The sequence below is a fragment of the Lentibacillus sp. L22 genome, from assembly GCF_040812445.1.
In the GTDB taxonomy this organism is placed as follows: Bacteria; Bacillota; Bacilli; order Bacillales; family Amphibacillaceae; genus Lentibacillus_C; species Lentibacillus_C daqui.
This window is the reverse complement of sequence record NZ_JBFNXI010000005.1, coordinates 74748-91891: the sequence shown is the minus strand read 5'-3', so window position 1 is coordinate 91891 and position 17144 is coordinate 74748. Positions and strand designations below refer to the sequence as shown.

The window sequence follows — 17144 nt, the reverse complement described above, 5'->3', positions numbered from 1 at the left end:
TAACACATGTATAGAAAAAAAGACTGACGTTAATAAGGGAAGTCAGCCTTTTCTATCATCCTATTTATAATCCATTGTTTCGATAATTCGTTCCAGATCTTCATCCGAATAAAATTCAATTTCGATCTTGCCCTTTCGTTTTCCTCGTTGAATGGTAACCGATGTTCCAAAGCGATCTTGTAATATAGATTCCCGTTCTTTTAGAAAAATATCCTTTTTGGGTTTTTCCTTTTTGGGTTCCGGCTTTTTATTTAATTGAATAATTAATTGTTCAACCTGACGAACATTTAGTTTTTCATTGCGGATTTTTTTTACCATTGGGATCAACTTGGTCTTGTCCTTTAATCCTAACAATGCCCGTCCGTGTCCCATTGATAGTTCACCATTATTAATATACGCAATGACTTGATCCGGCAATGAAAGTAAACGGACAATGTTGGCGATATGTGATCTGCTTTTGCCTAGCCGCTGGGATAAAACTTCCTGGGTGATGTTTAATTCATTCATCAAATTAGCGTATGCTTGGGCTTCCTCTATTGGTGTCAAATCTTCACGCTGCAGGTTTTCCAATAATGCAAGCTCCATCATCTTTTCATCAGTTAATTCTTTAACGATAACCGGGATTGTGGAAAGTCCTGCCTCTTTTGCAGCACGAAAGCGTCTTTCACCAACAACAATTTCGTAGCCTTTGATACTTTCACGAACGATTAATGGCTGAATGATTCCATGTTGAAGTATCGATTCTTTCAATTCTTCAATTGCGTCTGCATGAAATGTTTTTCTAGGTTGATAAGGATTGGGCCTGCATTCGTTAATCGGAATCTCTTGAATGTTCGCTTTATCATCTTCCTCTACCTTGGGGAAAAGCGCATTAATACCTTTACCTAACCCTCTCGCCACTACTCATCACTTCCTTCGCTAATTCAAGATATACTTCTGCACCTCTTGATTTCGGATCATACGTAATGATCGGCTGTCCGTAACTAGGGGCTTCACCTAATCGTATGTTCCTTGGAATAATCGACTTGTATACTTTGTCCTGGAAGTACTTTTTCACTTCTTCAATAACCTGAATACCCAAATTGGTCCTGGCATCCAGCATCGTCAACAAAACGCCTTCAATCATCAATTCCTTGTTCAAATGTTTCTGTACCAAACGGATCGTATTTAACAATTGACTAAGTCCTTCCAAAGCGTAATATTCACATTGCACCGGAATCATTACTGTGTCCGCAGATGTGAGGGCATTTATCGTCAACAACCCTAATGATGGCGGGCAATCAATAATGATATAATCATAATTTTCCTTTAGACTGTCCAATGCTTTTTTTAAGCGAATTTCACGGGATATAGTTGGGACTAATTCAATTTCTGCGCCAGCAAGTTGAATGGTGGCAGGGATTATATCCAAGTTTTCAACATTTGTTGGAACACAAACTTCCTCGGCAGGCAGGTCTTCAACAAGCACATTATATACACATTGATCCATATCGGCCTTATTTACACCTAATCCACTTGTAGCATTTCCCTGCGGATCAATATCAACCAATAACACTTTTTTATCAAACGACGCCAGGCAAGCACTTAAATTAACTGAAGATGTTGTTTTTCCTACACCACCCTTTTGGTTTGCGATGGCGATTGTTTTATTCATGGTTTCACCTACCTAAAAAACTCTATATCTATTATTTTATCATTTATTTGCTAGAAAGAACTAGCTTTTTCGCTTTGTTGAAAAAAAATTAATTTGCTTAAGGAGGGTTTAAATAACAGCCCTATATCCGGCTGCAGCGATCAAGGGCGCCACCGCTGTTGCATATACAAAAACTACCCATCGTAAAGGGGACGGGTAGTTGATCTTGCCTGCTGTTTACTCTTTCTTTTTGGGAATCTTAATGGTGATCTGATAATATTCGTCCAAATCTTCTTCGTCTGTCTCCACATCAATTCCAGTATCAGAAACCATATTTAATGATTGCCGAATGGTATTCATAGCAATTCGAATGTCTTTATTAACGCCTTTTAATTTTGGTCGCTTTTTCTTTTTACTTTCTGTTGAATCATTTAATTTTTTAATCCGTTCTTCAGTTTGTTTGACATTGAGATCCTTGTCCAAAATTTCTTCAAGTAGTTTTTCCTGCTGTTCCGGATCCTTCACTTTGATTAATGCCCGTGCATGCCGTTCGGTAATTGTTTTTTCCATTAATGCTGTTTGTACACTTTCGGGTAACTTCAACAGTCTTAATTTATTCGCAATTGTTGATTGATTTTTACCCAACCGTTGCGCCAAGGCCTCTTGTGTTAATGAATGAAGTTCCAATAATTTGGCATACGCTGTTGCTTCTTCAATAACTGTCAGTTCCTCCCGCTGCAGGTTCTCAATCAAGGCAACGGAAGCAGTCTCCGCATCGGTCATTTCCCGAATAATTACCGGCGCCTTTTCCCACTCCAACGTTTGGATCGCACGCCATCTTCGTTCTCCGGCGATTAGTTCATATGAATCTTCATCTACTTTCCTGACGATAATTGGCTGAATCATTCCATGTGTATGAATGGTTTGTGCCAATTCTTGTATTTTTTCTTCATCAAACACGGATCTCGGCTGAAAGCGATTCGGCCCGATATTTTTAACAGGAATCTGAATAACCTCGTCTGGACGATATGTCTCTTCTTCTGGTTCTGAATTGGATTTATCCCCCAACCCAAAAATACGCAACATTATCAGACACCACCTTTACTATGAAGCGCTACAAATAAAGTGAACCTTCCTTTAGCATACAATTAGCATAAATTAATCCCATATCTTTAAAATGAATAGAACTTCACGCCCTAATATAGAAGTATTGCTGTCCATTATTTATTAAATGTTTCACGTGAAACATAGTAATTTCTTTCATCTAATATAAACTCATAAAACACTCTACTAATTTTATTCTATCATAGATGGAGCTAGAAAAGTATGACATAGAAAAAATAAGTGAAACTTTTTGGTGACGACTAGTTATGGAAAATGCTATGTTTATTTTAACTGTCATACCTTAAGATAGTGATTATATAACAAACAAATGATATTCTCGTTTGGTCATGATAATGGCTTTTTATTTGGCAAACCTGGTTTTCTTGGGTATTTGGAGGGGGTTTTGCCTATTTTATTGACAAAAATAATCGCACGTTCACTATTTTCCTCTGGTAATGCAAACGTATGTACATTGGGCGTATCGCCACCCAATTGTGCCAGTGCCGGCTTTGCATCAGTTACTTCTTCGTTTGTTTGTGCACCCTTCATAGCTAGAAAAACGCCATTTTGTTTGCACAATGGTAAACATAATTCACTTAAAACTGACAATCTGGCCACGGCACGAGCAATAACAACATCAAATTTTTCCCGAAATGTCGATTTTCTCCCAAAGCTTTCGGCCCGGTCATGGTAAAAGGCGACATTGTTCAAATCAAGCGTTGTTGCCAAATGTTCCAGAAACCCAATCCGTTTTTTAAGTGAATCAACAATAGTGACGTGCAAATCTGGAAAACATATTTTGAGCGGGATGCTTGGGAATCCAGCACCAGCACCCACATCACAAATATGCTGATTGTTTGCAAAGTCATAATAAAATGCAGCAGTAATGGAGTCATAGAAGTGCTTTAAATAGACATCTGTTTCCAATGTTAATGCCGTTAAATTTATTTTTTCATTCCACTCAATTAAGGTGTTGAAGTACAAAGCAAACTGTTTTATTTGTTTTTTACTCAATTTTATCCCATGCTTGCCTAATTCAGTAACAAATTGCTCTGGATTCATGACGGCGTCTCCTTACCTTTAATTTGCCACTCGTGCTATTTTTCCTTGTTCAATATAGACGAGCAAAATAGACACATCTGATGGGTTCACTCCGGAAATCCTTGATGCCTGGCCAACAGATAGTGGTCGTACCTTTTTCAGTTTTTGTCTTGCTTCGGTAGCAATACCATTAATATCGTCATAATCAAGGTTATCCGGTATTTTCTTATCTTCCATCTTCAACATGCGTTCTACCTGTTCATTGGCTTTTTTAATATAACCCTCATACATGATTTGGATTTCGACCTGTTCCTTGACAATCGCTGTTAAGGTGTCATCCGTTTCAATTACCCGTTCAAGGAGTTCATAGGTCATTTCCGGACGTTTTAACAAGTCTGCTGCCCTAACTGCTTCTTTTAGTGGTGTCGCATTTACTTCCTTTAACAATGCCTGAACATTGTCTTCCGGTTTTACGATAATTTTTCTAAGCCGTTCTTTTTCCTGTTCTACCAACCGGTTTTTCTCCAGATACGCTTGATACCGTTCTTCTTTAATCAAGCCCAACTGATAGCCGATTTCCGTTAGACGCAAATCTGCATTATCATGACGTAACAGCAGGCGATATTCAGCACGGGATGTCAACAAACGATATGGTTCCTTTGTTCCTTTGGTAACCAGGTCATCAATTAACACGCCAATGTATGCTTGTGAGCGGTCCAAAATTAATGGATCTTTTCCCAATACCTTGGCTGCTGCATTGATCCCGGCCATCATCCCTTGAGCAGCGGCTTCTTCATATCCCGATGTGCCATTAATTTGCCCGGCGGTAAACAAACCAGGAATCTTTTTCGTTTCCAATGTTGGCCAAAGTTGTGTTGGTACAATCGCGTCATATTCAATCGCATATCCAGCCCGCATGATTTCAGCATTTTCCAGACCTGGCACGGATTTTACCATTTCATGCTGAACAGACTCCGGTAAAGAGGTTGATAATCCCTGGACATATACTTCCTCTGTTTCTCTTCCTTCTGGTTCCAAGAAGATTTGATGGCGAGGCTTATCATTAAAACGAACAATTTTATCTTCAATGGAAGGACAATATCGTGGGCCAGTACCACGTTTTGCTCCAGAATACATCGCAGAAAGACTCAGATTATCATTAATAATCTGGTGTGTGAATTCATTTGTATACGTGAGCCAGCATGGAATTTGGTCAGTAATATATTCCGTCGTTTCATAAGAAAATCCTTGTGCTTTCACATCACCTGGTTGTATCTCTGTTTTCGAATAGTCGATCGTATGACTATTTACCCGTGGTGGTGTACCTGTCTTGAACCGGGTAATTTCAAAACCAAGTTCCTCCAGGTGTTCAGAAAGTTTGATCGATGGACGTTGGTTGTTGGGGCCACTTTCATATTCCAGATCCCCCATTAACACTTTTCCGCGCATAAATGTGCCAGTAGTGATAATTACATTTTCAGCATGATACGCTGCTTTTGTTTCCGTTATAACGCCTTTACATACACCATCTTCAATGATTAATTTGTCAACCATGCCTTGGCGAAGGGTCAGGTTTTCCTCATTTTCCAATGTTTTTTTCATTTCTCGAATATATAATGGCTTATCCGCCTGTGCACGTAAGGCTCTCACTGCAGGTCCTTTTCTGGTATTTAACATCCGCATTTGGATATATGTTTTGTCGATCACTTTTGCCATAACCCCACCAAGGGCGTCAATTTCCCGTACAACAATCCCTTTTGCTGGACCACCAAGTGATGGGTTACATGGCATAAATGCGACCATATCCAGATTAAGGGACAACATTAATGTTTTCGCACCCATGCGGGCAGCAGCTACACCTGCCTCGCATCCGGCATGACCTGCACCGATGACAATGACGTCATAATGTCCTGCATCATATACCATATTTTTCATCCTTTCTTTTTCGAAGTCTGCTGAAGCATCCTTTTGCTACCGTTGACTGGATGCATTCAATACCTATCTGAATATGTTTCGAAACGCTGTATCATTATTTTCCCAAGCAGAATTGTGAAAATAACTGGTCAATCAGACTGTCACTGGCGGTATCACCAATAATTTCACCTAAAATTTCCCAAGTACGGGTGACATCAATCTGTACAATATCCAAAGGCATAGCCATCTCCAAGCCTTGCATTGCATCCTCCAACGCCTGGTTTGCCTGTTTCAACAGTTGAATATGACGTACATTGGAGACATAGGTTAAATCACCTGTATCAATATCACCAGCAAAAAATACTTTCGCAATAGCCGCTTCCAATTCATCAATTCCAGTTTCATTAATTAATGCAGTCGTAATAACAGGATTTCCTCCCGTATATTCCCTTAGACTATCTAAATCAAGTTTTTGCGGTAAATCTGTTTTATTGATAATAACAATATACTGCAAACCTTGAATTGCTTCAAACAGCCGCTTATCTTCTTCAGTTAGTTCCTCATTATAATCCAGCACAAACAAGATAAGATCTGATTCATTCAAAACCTGTCTGGATCGTTCGACACCAATTTTCTCAACGATATCTTCTGTTTCACGAATTCCTGCCGTATCAACCAATTTTAACGGCACACCACGGACATTGACATATTCCTCAATGACATCTCTGGTTGTACCGGCGACTTCAGTGACTATTGCTTTATTTTCCTGAACAAGTGCGTTCATTAATGATGACTTTCCTACATTTGGACGACCAATAATCGCAGTTGCCAAACCTTCACGTAAAATTTTACCCTGTTTGGCCACTTCCAGCAGCTTAGCAATTTCCTCATGCACTTTTTGCGTTTTTTCCCGCATCATTTGATGAGACATTTCTTCTACATCATCGTATTCGGGATAATCGATATTCACTTCAACATGGGCCACCGTCTCCAATAGTTCTTGTCGTAATTGTTTAATCAAATAGGACAATCGTCCGTCCATCTGTTTCAATGCTACAGACATTGCTTTATCCGTCTTGGCACGAATGAGATCCATCACCGCTTCTGCCTGCGATAAATCAATTCGTCCATTTAGAAATGCCCGTTTCGTAAATTCACCAGGCTCTGCCAAACGTGCCTCTTTACGCAGAATGAGTTCCAGCACACGATTTACCGAAACCATACCACCATGACAATTAATTTCCACGACATCTTCCCGCGTAAATGTCTTCGGTGCACGCATAACCGATACCATCACTTCCTCAGCAACTTCCCCTGTTTCCGGTTCGATGATTTTCCCATAATGAATCGTATGTGATGGTACCTCTGCCAGATCTTTTCCGCGGTACAATTTATTCGTTATCGCAATTGCTTCTGGTCCACTTAATCGTACAATAGCAATCGCACCTTCACCAATTGGCGTCGAAATTGCTGCGATCGTATCTGCTTCCATTACTTCACCTCCAATTCCATAGCTAATATCTATATGTTAAGAAATTATTTTTTTAGGGTCACTAACTTAATAGAATACCACAAGTTAAAATAAAAATAAACTTATCCACAACAGATTTTTATTCATCTCTTTATCTTTATTTATCCACATGTTCATAACTATTTAAAACCGGGTCGATTATTAAAAAATAAGATGAAATCTGTGGAAATAAAGCTGACGAACTATTCAAGAGTTTATTGCCATAAAAAAACACTTTGATCATCAATGATCAAAGTGTTTTTTTAATTTCTTTTTATATTTTTCCCGAAACAGACAAAGATTATAATGGCTTAATAACAATATGCCGATGCGGATCGACTCCATCTGAATATGTGGAAATGCTTCCATTATTTTGTAATACATGATGAATGATTTTACGTTCAAACGCAGGCATTGGCTCCAGCGCCACTTTTTTTTGCAATCGTACCGCTTTATTGGCCATTTTTTCTGCCAATGCCTGCAATGTTTCCCGTCGCCTTTGTCGGTAACCTTCCGCATCAACGGTTACAGTGTAAAATTGGTCACTGCCTTTATTTAAAACAAGTTGAACCAAATATTGCAATGCGTTTAATGTTTGTCCGTGTTTTCCGATAAGCATTGCTATTTTTTCGCCACTCAAGTCATAGTGTACATGATTGTCTTCCACTGTTACCACTATCTCAACAGGCACATTCATTTGTCTGGTAACTGAATGAATAAATTTCTTTGTATATTCGACCCGATTTTCCTTTTTTGTTACTTTTACAACTGCAGGTTTCGAACCAAAGACCCCAAGAAGTCCCCTTTTTCCCTCATCAATAACCTCAACTTCGACATGATCCTTCGTGGTGTTTAACTGCTCTAACGCTGACCGGACCGCTTCCTCAACCGTTTGTCCACTAGCAGTTATCTCTTTCACTTCTTCTCTCCTCCATTATTATTAGCCATCATCGGCTTTCGAATGAAAATAGTTTGCGCAATCATAAATATGTTACCGACCACCCAATATAATGGTAACGCGGATGGTAAAAATAACCCAAAGACAAAAATCATAATTGGCATCATATACAGCATAACCGCCATTTGCGGGTTTTGTCCTGCGGGGTTGCCCGCCATCATCAATTTTTGCTGCAAGAATGTACCTACACCTGCAAGTAATGGTAAAATAAAGAATGGATCCGGCTGACCTAACTCAAACCATAAGAACTGGTGGTTTTGAATTGCCTGCGTTCGCCTGATTGCATGGTAAAAAGCAATTAAAATCGGCATTTGAATAAAAATTGGCAAACATCCAGCAAGCGGATTGACTCCATGTTTTTGAAACAATGCCATCGTTTCTTGCTGTAGTTTCTGTTGTGTATTGGCATCTTTTGAACTATATTTTTTTTGCAGTTCTTTTAATTGCGGCTGAATGTCCTGCATTGCCTGCGAACTTTTTAATTGCTTCACATTTAATGGCAGTAAAATTAAACGAATGATAATGGTTACAATAATAATCGACAAACCATAACTGCCACTGAACAAGTCAGCAAAATATGTAAGAACCCATGACAAAGGATAAACAAAAACTGTATTCCAAAACCCTTTACTCTCCGGTGTTATTGGTTGATCCCATTCTGTACATCCAGAGAGAATTGCCAGCAAACCAACCAGGCTTGCAAGCAGTAATAACTTTTTACGCACCCTGTTTCCTCCTAACTCTTGCACTATAACTTAATCTATCAAGACTATAGTGCACAAGACAAGCCTATGTATATTACTTATTCATTAGTTTATCATTACATTCATGAAAATTTCTATATAAAACCAGCATTCCTTTACGATTTTTTAAGCAAATGCTGTTTCATTAATAAATGTGTTAAACTTTTTTTCATTTGATGGGAGCTCATTTCCTTTGTTGGTTGTCTGGCGATAATAACAATATCGTAGTCATTCCTGATGTTCTCTTCCAATTCAAGAAATGCTTGTCTCAAGTAACGTTTAATCCGATTTCTTGTTACAGCATTGCCGATCTTTTTCCCAACAGAAAGACCAATACGAAAATGACGTTGATCCGGCTTCTTTAAGAAATAAATGACCAGCTGACGATTAGCAAATGATTTCCCCTTCTTAAATACATGTTGAAATTCTTTATTGGCTTTAATCCGAAATTCCTTTTTCATATATCAATCACCTTTATATTAAAAGCGCAAACACCGATTTAACCGACGCTGTACTTGTACAAAAAATCATACTAAACGGAAATACGGGAGACTCCCTTACGATTAAGAAAATATCTCCCACATTTTTATATAATATAAGCCATATACACTGCATTATTTCCACGTCAAGGCATAACAAGTGGAAAAAGACCACTGACTTATTTCAGTGGCCTATGCCGATAATACTTTTCTTCCTTTACGGCGACGACGAGCTAAAACTTGACGTCCGTTTTTAGTGCCCATCCGTGCGCGGAATCCGTGTACTTTTTTACGTTTACGATTATTTGGTTGAAACGTTCTTTTCATCTATCATGCACCTCCCAGGGGAAAATATATAAATACAACTTTAAACTAATCCTTCAGACAGTCTCACTAATTATACGGAATAAGCGTATTATCTGTCAAGGTACGAAGATAAACTTCATTCCCCATTTATAACTCACCTACATTTTTTAGCTAAACTCCTTCCCAAAGAAAATTTTATTTTATCCACATACCAATGTTCACTGTTTATTGACGATTTTTTTCTATCCACAACAGCTATCGACAAGAAAATCACAAAATATAGTAGTGTGGACAACAAATATCTACAATGTATGGAATTTGTGGATAACTGTCGAAAAACCGTTGCACAATAGCCTTTTATTTGATATTATATTTGTGTTTTAACATGTGGAAAACCCAATCATATGTTTCACTTATCCACAAAGTGTGAATAAGTTGTGGATAGTTGTTCACAGTCTTGTTTGCTAACTTATCAACAAGCTAGTGGATATTGTATATAATTTCTGTTACAACATATATATAGATTCTTTTTTATCCACAATAACAAAAAAGGAGTATTCTGTACGTTTACGCCTTTCCATCTTTCACTTTTAGCACTGAAGGATTGAGAGAGGCTTTTTCTATCATCTTGACCTGAAAGGAGTGAAAACCGGATTGGAAAACATTGATGAACTTTGGATGGCTACACTGGAAGTCATTGAGGAACAGATCAGTAAACCAAGTTTTGATACATGGTTAAAAAATACTAAGGCATATTCACTAGACGGTGACACCTTGACGATCTCTGCAATGAATGAATTCTCAAAGGATTGGTTAGAGAGTAAGTATACGAATTTAATTTCCAACGCGTTATATGAAATAACCGGTTCCAAGTTACAAGTGAAATTTATTATTCCTGAAGCTAACACCAAGCCCAATGAGACAAAACCGGTACCTGAACCAACTGCAGCCAGTAATACCCAAGGCCAGGACACTGCGAAAACCATGCTAAATCCCAATTACGTCTTCGATACATTTGTTATTGGCTCAGGGAACCGTTTTGCTCATGCTGCCTCACTCGCAGTCGCTGAACAACCAGCAAACGCTTACAACCCACTATTTATTTATGGTGGTGTCGGGCTTGGTAAAACACATTTAATGCATGCAATCGGTCATTATGTACGTGAACACAATCAAAAGGCAAATGTTGTTTATATTACTTCTGAAAAATTTACCAATGAATTTATTAATGCCATCATGGATAACAAATCAAATAATTTTCGTAATAAATACCGTAACGTCGATGTTCTACTGATTGATGATATTCAGTTTATTGCGGGAAAAGAGTCAACACAAGAGGAATTCTTCCATACTTTTAATGCGTTACATGAAGAAAATAAACAGATTATTATCTCCAGTGACCGTCCGCCCAAGGAAATACCAACGCTAGAAGATCGCTTGCGTTCCCGGTTTGAATGGGGATTAATCACAGATATAACGCCGCCAGACCTGGAAACAAGAATTGCAATTCTAAGCAAAAAGGCAAAAGCTGAAGGACTTGATATTCCAAGTGAGGTAATGAATTATATTGCCAATCAAATAGATACCAATATCAGAGAACTTGAAGGTGCATTAATTCGTGTCGTTGCCTACTCATCGCTTGTCAACCATGATATTGATGCATCACTTGCGGCAGACGCTTTAAAAGATATTATTCCCAGCAGTAAACCTAAAGTCATTACAATCGACAAAATTCAACAAGCCGTTGGTGAAAAATATAATGTCAAACTAGAGGATTTTGCAGCAAAAAAACGAACAAAGTCGATTGCTTTTCCGCGTCAAATTGCCATGTATTTAGCGAGGGAATTAACTGATTTCTCCCTCCCTAAAATCGGAGAGGAATTTGGCGGACGTGATCATACTACCGTCATTCATGCGCACGAAAAAATAGCAAAATTACTTGAAAATGATACATTACTTGATCGGGAAGTTGAACAATTAAAAGAACAGCTTAAAACATTTTAAACGCACATTGATTCATACTACCGTTATGCACATGTGTATAATGTGAACAGTAGTTCCGACTTATCAACACGTTATCCACATGTGTACAACTTCATAAAATAAGCGACATGAACGGTTATCCACATAATCACAGTCCCTATTATTATTACTATTATTTTTTATAAAGATAATAAATATAAATACATGGCAAGCACGCTGAATATACATTCCTTTGCTAGAACGGATTATTTGTACAACATTTAACTTACTTCCACATAGGAGGACATATTTCATGAAATTTATGATTCAACGCGAGCAATTAATTGCAAGCGTTCAGAATGTAATGAAGGCAATTTCGTCAAAAACAGCTGTCCAAATCTTAACCGGAATGAAAATAAATGCTGAACAGCACGGGATCACATTAACTGGAAGTGATTCAGACATTTCAATTGAATCATTTATTCCTGCTGAAGAAGATGGGATTGTTCAAGTGGAAAATATTGAAGAGGGAAGTATTGTTTTACAAGCAAAATATTTCCCTGAAATTGTCCGCAAATTACCAGAAAACACTGTAGAAATAGAGGCAGACGACAATCTAAAGGTAACTATTCGTTCCGGTAAAGCCGAGTTTAGTCTTAATGGTCAAGATGCGGAGGAATACCCGCCATTGCCAAGACTGCAAACAGACAACAGCTTTCAAATACCGACAGATATACTTAAAAATCTAATCAAGCAAACCGTATTTGCGGTATCAGCAATGGAAACACGTCCCATTCTAACCGGGGTGAATCTGCAACTAAAAAATAGCACGCTAAGTTTTAATGCGACAGACAGCCATCGTCTCGCATCACGGGATGTTCCTGTTGCCGACACTACCATTGAATTTTCAAATGTGGTTGTACCCGGAAAAAGTTTAACCGAATTAAATAAGATTTTGGCGGATTCTGATGAACCTGTTGAACTTAGTGTAACTAACAATCAAATTTTATTTCGAACAAATCATTTATATTTTTTATCACGTTTATTAGACGGCAATTACCCGGAAACATCCCGGTTAATTCCGGATCAAAGTAAAACGCAAATTACAGTCATTACCAAAGATCTGTTGCATACGATCGATCGTGCCTCACTTTTGGCCAAGGATGAACGAAATAACGTTGTCAAGTTAACAACAAAAAGTGATCACGTATTAGAGATCTCCAGCAATTCACCGGAAATTGGCCGGGTTGTTGAAGAGGTTTCAGCGGAATCCATCGAAGGCGAAGATTTAAAGATATCGTTCAGTGCAAAATATATGCTTGATGCGCTAAGGGCAATTAATAATGACATCGTAAAGATTGAATTCACCGGTGCCATGCGCCCATTTATTATTCAACCAATCACTGATGAACCAATTCTGCAACTTATTTTACCTGTTCGGACATATTAGAAAAAACTCTGGCAGTAGTTTCCTTTTTTACTCTTTTTGGAAAAAATGTTATCTAAAGGCCCTTATCTTGTTTGATAAGGACCTTTTACTGTTTATTAAATCATATATATTATGTCCTTCCTTTCTTTCATGACAAAACTTTAGTACAATAGAGTATGGATATTAATCGTGCATGACGAACAAATGAGAATGAAACGAATATATTTTGCATTAAAAGTGGTGAAAAACTTGCATAAACAAATTGAAATAGACACCGAATTCATTACATTGGGCCAGTTTTTAAAGCTGACAAATATTTTTGAATCAGGCGGTATGATTAAGGCTTTTCTACAAGATTTTGGTGTTATGGTTAATGGTGAGCAAGAGCATCGCCGTGGCAGAAAACTCTATGAACATGATGTGATTGAAGTAGAGCAAAACGGGTCCTATATAGTTACTAAGAAATAACATACATGTTGCTAAACAAATGGAAAAAAGAGGAATTTAAATGCATATTCAGCAATTAACCTTGAAAAATTATCGAAATTATGATCAGCTGGACCTCGCGTTTGATGATAAAATCAATCTTATTATTGGTGAAAATGCACAAGGAAAGACAAACCTGATGGAAGCCATTTATGTTTTAGCATTCACCAAGTCCCATCGAACAGCAAGGGAAAAAGAACTCATCCAGTGGGAGAAAGAATATGCTAAAATAGAGGGAAGGATTACAAAACGAAATCAATCGCTGCCACTTGAAATTGTTATCTCCTCAAAAGGGAAAAAAGCAAAAATGAATCATATGGAACAAAAGCGCCTGAGTGATTATGTGGGCGCATTAAACGTCGTTATGTTTGCCCCGGAAGATTTGACGCTGGTTAAAGGTGTGCCGCAAATTCGCCGACGGTTTATTGATATGGAACTTGGTCAAATTCAACCCCGATATGTTTATCATTTAGGACAGTATCAAAAAATATTAAAACAACGAAATCATTTATTAAAACAAATGCAACGCCAGTCAGTATTTGATCGTACCATGCTTACTGTTTTAACGGAGCAGTTAATTGAACATGCTGCAACATTAGTTGAGCGGCGATTTAACTTCCTGGATTTATTGCGGAAATGGGCAGGTCCTATTCATCGGGGAATAAGTCGGGGGCTTGAAAGCCTTGAAATCCAGTATTCTCCAACGATTGAAGTATCAGAAACAGCAAATAAGGAGAAAATAGTAACAACTTATCTATCCAAATTTAAAAGCCTGCAAGATAAAGAAATTGACCGGGGAACCACCTTGATCGGTCCACACCGTGATGATTTGTTGTTTTTGGTCAACAACAAGGATGTGCAAACCTTTGGCTCCCAAGGCCAGCAGCGAACAACTGCATTATCCCTTAAGCTTGCCGAGATTGAGTTAATTTGTAATGAAGTTGGTGAATATCCGGTACTTTTACTTGATGATGTATTGAGTGAACTGGATGATTACCGGCAATCTCATCTGTTAAATACGATTAAAGGTAAGGTTCAAACCTTTGTATCAACAACAAGCATTGAAGGAATTAACCATGATACATTGCAGGAAGCGGAGCTATTTCGTGTCAGAAACGGCACAGTAGATACATAGAGGTGGTGAAACTGATGTTTATTCACATTGGAAATGATACAGTTATACAATCAAAAGATGTGGTCACCATTATTGACCGAAATGTGGTTACTTCCTCTTCCATCATGGAGGAGATGATGAATGCTGCCAAACAAACGGACAAGATAGCAGGCGATCCTGATGAGTCAAAATCTGTTGTGGTGACCACTGATTATATTTACTACAGTTCACTATCCGTATCTACACTAAAAAAACGAGCAAGTATGATCTCAACAATCAGCAAGCTGGATGATTATGTGGAGGAAATCGAGTGAAAAGCTGAAATGCCCGGTAAGCGGCATGAAACTAACAAGTTTATAAAACCATGAATTTATACTTTTTTATAAAAAGAAAATAACAGCGGTCTTGCTGTATACGATATAACGAATATTAGAGATGACTCTTGTATGAAGAAATGTGGGTGAAAAAATGTCAATAGACAACAGAGTATCAGATAAACAAGCCTATAATGCAGATCAGATCCAGGTACTTGAAGGGCTTGAGGCTGTTCGCAAACGGCCTGGTATGTATATTGGTTCAACGAGTGAAAGAGGCTTACATCATCTGGTTTGGGAAATTGTGGATAATAGTATTGATGAGGCTTTGGCCGGCTTTTGTGATCATATCCAGGTCATTATCGAAAAGGATAATAGCGTCACAGTAAAAGATAATGGCCGGGGAATTCCAGTTGATATTCAAAAGAAAACAGGCAAACCTGCACTGGAAGTAATCATGACTGTCTTGCACGCCGGAGGGAAATTTGGCGGTGGCGGTTATAAGGTATCCGGTGGTCTGCATGGTGTTGGAGCATCAGTTGTCAATGCATTATCAAGCAATTTGGAAGTGTATGTCCATCGGGATGGCAAAATATACTTTTTGGCTTTTGAAAAGGGTGTTGCACAGGATGGAATTAAAGTAATTGGTGAAACAGAGATTACTGGTACAATTACCCACTTTAAGCCTGACCCGGAAATATTTACGGAAACAACGGCATTTGAATTTGACACCTTACAGCAGCGTGTTCGTGAATTAGCCTTTTTAAATAAGGGAATTCGGATTTCATTAGAAGATAAACGTACAGACGAAGAACCCGTGACCTTTCACTATGAAGGCGGGATTAAGTCATATGTTGAATATATTAATCGTACGAAAGAAGTACTGCACCCGCCGTTTTATGCTGAAACGGAAGAACAGAATATTATCGTCGAAGTAGCTATCCAATACAATGATGGCTTTGCCAGTAATATTTACTCGTTTGCCAATAATATTCATACCTATGAAGGTGGCACCCATGAGGCTGGTTTCAAAACAGGGCTGACACGGGTGATTAATGATTATGCGCGAAAGAATAGCCTGTTTAAGGAAAATGACCCGAATTTGACAGGTGATGATGTACGTGAAGGGTTGACTGCGATCGTATCCATTAAACATCCTGACCCGCAATTTGAAGGTCAAACAAAGACAAAACTAGGCAATAGCGAAGTTCGTACGGTTACCGATGCGGCCTTTAGTGAATCCTTTTCCAATTTTTTATTTGAAAATCCAACAACTGCAAAGATTATTGTGGAAAAAGGTTTGATGGCTTCAAGGGCACGAATGGCAGCTAAGAAGGCACGTGAATTAACCCGTAGAAAAGGTGCCTTGGAAGTTTCCAATCTTCCGGGAAAACTTGCAGATTGTTCGTCCCGTGACGCTGAAATAAGTGAATTATACATTGTTGAGGGAGATTCCGCTGGTGGATCTGCAAAACAAGGACGTGACCGGCATTTTCAGGCGATCCTGCCGCTACGTGGGAAAATTCTAAACGTGGAGAAAGCCCGATTGGATAAGATCTTGTCGAATAATGAAGTACGAATGATGATTACTGCTCTTGGAACCGGAATTGCGGAGGATTTTGATATCACCAAGGCACGTTATCATAAAGTAGTAATCATGACCGACGCAGATGTGGATGGTGCGCATATCAGGACATTATTATTAACCTTTTTCTATCGGTATATGCGTCCATTAATTGAAAATGGTTATATTTACATTGCTCAGCCACCGCTTTATAAAATCCAGCAAGGTAAAATAGCCCACTATGCTTATGATGATAAGGAATTGGATCGTATTTTGGAGGAAATTCCCAAGGTACCAAAACCAGGTTTACAACGTTATAAAGGTCTTGGTGAAATGAATGCCGAACAGTTATGGGAAACAACCATGAATCCGGAGTCCAGAACATTACTGCAAGTGGAACTGGAAGATGCGATTGATGCGGATCAGGTGTTTAATATCCTGATGGGTGACAAAGTAGAACCAAGACGGAACTTTATCCAGGAAAATGCGCAATATGTGAAGAACCTGGATATTTAATTGATGCATAAGAACAAAGGCGCTGGAGCCGGCATAAGCAGAACAGAGTCTGAATTTCTTAACCAGAAGAT

The 17144-nt window shown here is 38.5% G+C and carries 16 protein-coding genes; 6 read left to right on the top strand and 10 right to left on the bottom strand.

Translation table 11 applies throughout. The features are described from left to right. Nucleotides 1–60: 60 nt before the first annotated feature. The 10 genes from ABRT01_RS04165 to rpmH form a co-directional block, all read right to left on the bottom strand. Complete coding sequence (locus ABRT01_RS04165; RefSeq protein WP_269410770.1) at nt 61–900, bottom strand: ParB/RepB/Spo0J family partition protein; 840 nt, start codon at nt 898–900, stop codon at nt 61–63. Beyond that, a complete protein-coding gene (locus ABRT01_RS04160; RefSeq protein ID WP_269410771.1) occupies nt 881–1654 on the bottom strand; it encodes a ParA family protein in 774 nt (257 codons plus the stop codon). The genes ABRT01_RS04165 and ABRT01_RS04160 overlap by 20 nt, the downstream gene beginning before the upstream one ends. 216 nt (nt 1655–1870) lie before the next feature. Beyond that, nucleotides 1871–2719: a nucleoid occlusion protein gene (gene noc, locus ABRT01_RS04155; protein ID WP_269410772.1), complete on the bottom strand. Its 849-nt coding sequence runs from the start codon at nt 2717–2719 to the stop codon at nt 1871–1873. 363 nt (nt 2720–3082) lie between these two features. Continuing rightward, complete coding sequence (gene rsmG, locus ABRT01_RS04150; protein WP_269410773.1) at nt 3083–3799, bottom strand: 16S rRNA (guanine(527)-N(7))-methyltransferase RsmG; 717 nt, start codon at nt 3797–3799, stop codon at nt 3083–3085. Between the two features lie 18 nt (nt 3800–3817). Then, the gene (gene mnmG, locus ABRT01_RS04145) at nt 3818–5704 is read right to left on the bottom strand and encodes a tRNA uridine-5-carboxymethylaminomethyl(34) synthesis enzyme MnmG (protein ID WP_367746379.1); all 1887 of its coding nucleotides are present in this window, start codon (nt 5702–5704) and stop codon (nt 3818–3820) included. A 103-nt stretch (nt 5705–5807) separates the two neighbouring features. Then, on the bottom strand, nt 5808–7184 hold the full coding sequence (gene mnmE / locus ABRT01_RS04140; RefSeq protein ID WP_269410775.1) for a tRNA uridine-5-carboxymethylaminomethyl(34) synthesis GTPase MnmE: 1377 nt from the start codon (nt 7182–7184) through the stop codon (nt 5808–5810). A gap of 319 nt (nt 7185–7503) precedes the next feature. Then, nucleotides 7504–8121, bottom strand: a complete 618-nt coding sequence (gene jag, locus ABRT01_RS04135; RefSeq protein ID WP_269410776.1) for an RNA-binding cell elongation regulator Jag/EloR — start codon at nt 8119–8121, stop codon at nt 7504–7506. Beyond that, nucleotides 8118–8885: a YidC family membrane integrase SpoIIIJ gene (gene spoIIIJ / locus ABRT01_RS04130; protein WP_269410777.1), complete on the bottom strand. Its 768-nt coding sequence runs from the start codon at nt 8883–8885 to the stop codon at nt 8118–8120. The genes jag and spoIIIJ overlap by 4 nt, the downstream gene beginning before the upstream one ends. A gap of 134 nt (nt 8886–9019) precedes the next feature. After that, entirely contained in the window at nt 9020–9364 is a 345-nt protein-coding gene (gene rnpA, locus ABRT01_RS04125) for a ribonuclease P protein component (protein WP_269410778.1), read from the bottom strand. 210 nt (nt 9365–9574) lie between these two features. Further along, a complete protein-coding gene (gene rpmH, locus ABRT01_RS04120) occupies nt 9575–9709 on the bottom strand; it encodes a 50S ribosomal protein L34 (RefSeq protein WP_269410779.1) in 135 nt (44 codons plus the stop codon). A 633-nt stretch (nt 9710–10342) separates the two neighbouring features. On the opposite strand from rpmH, the gene dnaA reads away from it, so the two are divergent. The 6 genes from dnaA to gyrB all read left to right on the top strand — a co-directional run bounded on the left by dnaA (nt 10343) and on the right by gyrB (nt 17073). Continuing rightward, nucleotides 10343–11692: a chromosomal replication initiator protein DnaA gene (dnaA, locus tag ABRT01_RS04115; protein ID WP_269410780.1), complete on the top strand. Its 1350-nt coding sequence runs from the start codon at nt 10343–10345 to the stop codon at nt 11690–11692. A gap of 271 nt (nt 11693–11963) precedes the next feature. Further along, the gene (gene dnaN / locus ABRT01_RS04110; protein WP_367746378.1) at nt 11964–13100 is read left to right on the top strand and encodes a DNA polymerase III subunit beta; all 1137 of its coding nucleotides are present in this window, start codon (nt 11964–11966) and stop codon (nt 13098–13100) included. A 228-nt stretch (nt 13101–13328) separates the two neighbouring features. After that, nucleotides 13329–13547: a S4 domain-containing protein YaaA gene (yaaA, locus tag ABRT01_RS04105; RefSeq protein ID WP_269412644.1), complete on the top strand. Its 219-nt coding sequence runs from the start codon at nt 13329–13331 to the stop codon at nt 13545–13547. Between the two features lie 40 nt (nt 13548–13587). Next, nucleotides 13588–14700, top strand: coding sequence for a DNA replication/repair protein RecF (recF, locus tag ABRT01_RS04100; protein WP_269410782.1), 1113 nt, complete (start codon nt 13588–13590; stop codon nt 14698–14700). Nucleotides 14701–14714: 14 nt separating this feature from the next. Next, entirely contained in the window at nt 14715–14993 is a 279-nt protein-coding gene (remB, locus tag ABRT01_RS04095; RefSeq protein WP_269410783.1) for an extracellular matrix regulator RemB, read from the top strand. Between the two features lie 154 nt (nt 14994–15147). Then, nucleotides 15148–17073 (top strand): DNA topoisomerase (ATP-hydrolyzing) subunit B, encoded by a 1926-nt coding sequence (gene gyrB, locus ABRT01_RS04090; protein ID WP_269410784.1) that lies wholly within the window; start codon nt 15148–15150, stop codon nt 17071–17073. Nucleotides 17074–17144: the final 71 nt, after the last annotated feature.

What these genes read in the sequence shown, in the direction of transcription:
- ABRT01_RS04160 (WP_269410771.1), bottom strand. Translation starts at nt 1,654, where the DNA reads ATGAATAAAACAATCGCCATCGCAAACCAAAAGGGTGGTGTAGGAAAA.
- noc (WP_269410772.1), bottom strand. Translation starts at nt 2,719, where the DNA reads ATGTTGCGTATTTTTGGGTTGGGGGATAAATCCAATTCAGAACCAGAA.
- rsmG (WP_269410773.1), bottom strand. Translation starts at nt 3,799, where the DNA reads ATGAATCCAGAGCAATTTGTTACTGAATTAGGCAAGCATGGGATAAAA.
- mnmG (WP_367746379.1), bottom strand. Translation starts at nt 5,704, where the DNA reads ATGGTATATGATGCAGGACATTATGACGTCATTGTCATCGGTGCAGGT.
- mnmE (WP_269410775.1), bottom strand. Translation starts at nt 7,184, where the DNA reads ATGGAAGCAGATACGATCGCAGCAATTTCGACGCCAATTGGTGAAGGT.
- rnpA (WP_269410778.1), bottom strand. Translation starts at nt 9,364, where the DNA reads ATGAAAAAGGAATTTCGGATTAAAGCCAATAAAGAATTTCAACATGTA.
- rpmH (WP_269410779.1), bottom strand. Translation starts at nt 9,709, where the DNA reads ATGAAAAGAACGTTTCAACCAAATAATCGTAAACGTAAAAAAGTACAC.
- dnaN (WP_367746378.1), top strand. Translation starts at nt 11,964, where the DNA reads ATGAAATTTATGATTCAACGCGAGCAATTAATTGCAAGCGTTCAGAAT.
- recF (WP_269410782.1), top strand. Translation starts at nt 13,588, where the DNA reads ATGCATATTCAGCAATTAACCTTGAAAAATTATCGAAATTATGATCAG.
- remB (WP_269410783.1), top strand. Translation starts at nt 14,715, where the DNA reads ATGTTTATTCACATTGGAAATGATACAGTTATACAATCAAAAGATGTG.
- gyrB (WP_269410784.1), top strand. Translation starts at nt 15,148, where the DNA reads ATGTCAATAGACAACAGAGTATCAGATAAACAAGCCTATAATGCAGAT.